At 71.5% G+C, this 2,537-nt stretch carries 2 protein-coding genes; one reads left to right on the forward strand and one right to left on the reverse strand.

Translation table 11 applies throughout. The annotated features are described in order from the left end of the window. On the forward strand, positions 1-1,148 hold a 1,148-nt coding region (locus tag PHC73_RS13835; RefSeq protein ID WP_300129420.1), incomplete at its 5' end, for an acetate--CoA ligase. Between the two features lie 96 nt (positions 1,149-1,244). Here PHC73_RS13835 and PHC73_RS13840 read toward each other — a convergent pair. Beyond that, positions 1,245-2,537, reverse strand: a 1,293-nt coding sequence (locus tag PHC73_RS13840) for a DUF3418 domain-containing protein (protein ID WP_300129422.1), incomplete at its 5' end; no start/stop codon positions are given.

The raw sequence follows: 2,537 nt of genomic DNA on the forward strand, positions 1-2,537 counted from the left end.
GTTCCACCGGCAAACCCAAGGGCGTGCTGCACACCACCGGCGGCTACCTCACCTACGTGGCGATGACGCACAAGTACGTGTTCGACTACCACGACGGCGACGTGTATTGGTGCACGGCGGATGTCGGCTGGGTGACCGGCCACAGCTACATCGTCTACGGCCCGCTGGCGAATGGCGCCACCAGCCTGGTGTTCGAGGGCGTGCCGACGCACCCGACCCCGGCGCGCTTCTGGGAAGTGATCGACAAGCACCAGGTCAACATTTTTTACACGGCGCCGACTGCCATCCGCGCGCTGATGCGCGCCGGCGACGGGCCGGTCAAGTCCACTAGCCGCAAGAGCCTGCGCCTGCTGGGCTCGGTCGGCGAGCCGATCAACCCCGAGGCGTGGGAGTGGTACCACCGCGTGGTGGGTGAGGGGCGCTGCCCGATCGTCGACACCTGGTGGCAGACCGAGACCGGCGGCATTTTGATCTCACCGCTGCCGGGCGCGACGCCGCTGAAGCCGGGCTCGGCCACCCGGCCGCTGTTCGGCATCGAGCCCGCGCTGATGGACGCGAACGGCGAGGAACTCGAGGGCGCCGCCAGCGGCAACCTGGTCATGAAGCGCTCCTGGCCGGGCATGATGCGCAGCGTGTTCGGCGACCACCAGCGTTTCATCGACACGTATCTGAAAGCCTATCCCGGCTACTACTTCACCGGCGACGGCTGCCGGCGCGACGCCGACGGCTACTACTGGATCACCGGCCGCGTGGACGACGTGATCAACGTGTCCGGCCACCGCCTGGGCACGGCCGAGATCGAATCTGCACTGGTGCTGCACGAGGCGGTGGCCGAGGCCGCCGTGGTTGGCTACCCGCATGATCTGAAGGGTCAGGGCATCTATGCCTACGTGACGCTGATGGCGGGCATCGAGCCCAGCGAGGCGCTGCGCAAGGAGCTGGTCGACCTGGTGCGCAAGGAAATCGGCGCCATCGCCAGCCCCGACGTCATCCAGTGGGCGCCCGCCCTGCCCAAGACGCGCTCGGGCAAGATCATGCGCCGCATCCTGCGCAAGATTGCCGAGAACGATCTGTCCAACATCGGTGACACCACCACCCTGGCCGACCCGTCGGTGGTGGACGAGCTGGTGGCCCACCGGGGCGGGTGATGGGCGCGCAAACATAGGCGTGGTGGCCCTCGCGGCTGAAGCCGCTCCTACCTGCAAAAAAACCGTGTAGGAGCGGCTTCAGCCGCGAAAAAACCTTCAACCCGCAACCCTGGCCGCCTCCAGCAGTCGCGTCAGGCGCGCCACCGACACCGGTTGGCGCGTGCCGAGTGCCGGTGCGAACAGCTGCACGCGCAGTTCCTCCAGCAGCCAGCGCAGTTCGGCCAGCGCCGGCGTGGCGTGGGCCGGATAGTCCTGCCAGAACGCCTGCCACAGCGGCTGCAGCGACTGCCGGGCGGTGCGCTCGGCGGCCGGTTCGCGCTGCGCCCGCGCCAGGCGCAGCTGCGCGGCTTGCAGATACCGCGGCAGCTCGGTGAACCACTCCGGCGGCGTGTGTGCCAGAAAGCCCGTGTAAACCAGCCGCCCGAGCTGGTCGCGCAGATCGGCCACCACGTCGAGCAGGGCGAGCGTCGCCCGCTGGTCGAGCGCGCGCTCGAGCTCGCGCGCGCCGCGCAGCGTGTCGGCAAGCGCCTGCGTGAGCCGCGCGGCGATGCCCGGCAGGCGTTCGCGCAGCATCGCGGCGAGCTGCTCGAAGGCGCCGCCATCGCGCGGCGCGGCCGGTTCCACCCACACGCTGGCGAGGATGGCGCGCTCGAGCTGGCGCAGCAGGTCGGCCGGATCGCCCAGGCGCCGGTACAGCGCGGCCACGGGCGCCAGCGCCGCGGCGCCGGGCAGGTCTGCGGCGAGCGCGTGCGTGAGCAGCGCCAGCACGCCGCCGCGGTGGGCCGCTTGCGCGGCGGCCGGATCGTCGAACAGGCGCAGCGCGCAGCGTTCGCCCGCATCGACCAGCGCCGGGAAGCGCAGCAGCAGCGCGCCGCCGGGGCCGGGTAGGGTGACCTTCGCCGGCAAGGGGCCGAAATCCCAGGTAGTGATGCCGTCCCGCTCCAGCGCGTGCGCAGGGGAGGGCGCCGACTTCGGTAATCCTGCGGCGCCAAAGCGCGCCCGAAGCTGGGCGAGATCCCGCCCGGCGGCCAGCGGCGTGCCGTGGTCGTCGACGATCTCGACGCGCATCCGAAGATGCCGGTCGAGCCGCTGCGGGTCGAAGGCCGACACCGGGCACTCGGTGCCGGTGAGCTGCGACAGCGCCTCGGCGAGCGCCGGCAGCAGCGGCCCCGCGCCCGGCTGCACGCGTTCGAGCGCGCGGCGCGCCACGTCCGGCGCCGGCACGAACTGCCGGCGCAGCGCCCCCGGCAGGCTGCGGATCAGCGCCGCGCATTTCTCGGCGAGCCAGCCCGGGATCAGCCAGTCGAATGCAGCGTCGTCGACGCGCGACAGCAGCGCCCGCGGCACGCGCACGGTGATGCCGTCGTCGTCCTGGCCGGGCTCGAAGCG

Origin of the sequence: Immundisolibacter sp. (assembly GCF_028696615.1) — a bacterium.
GTDB lineage: Bacteria > Pseudomonadota > Gammaproteobacteria > Immundisolibacterales > Immundisolibacteraceae > Immundisolibacter.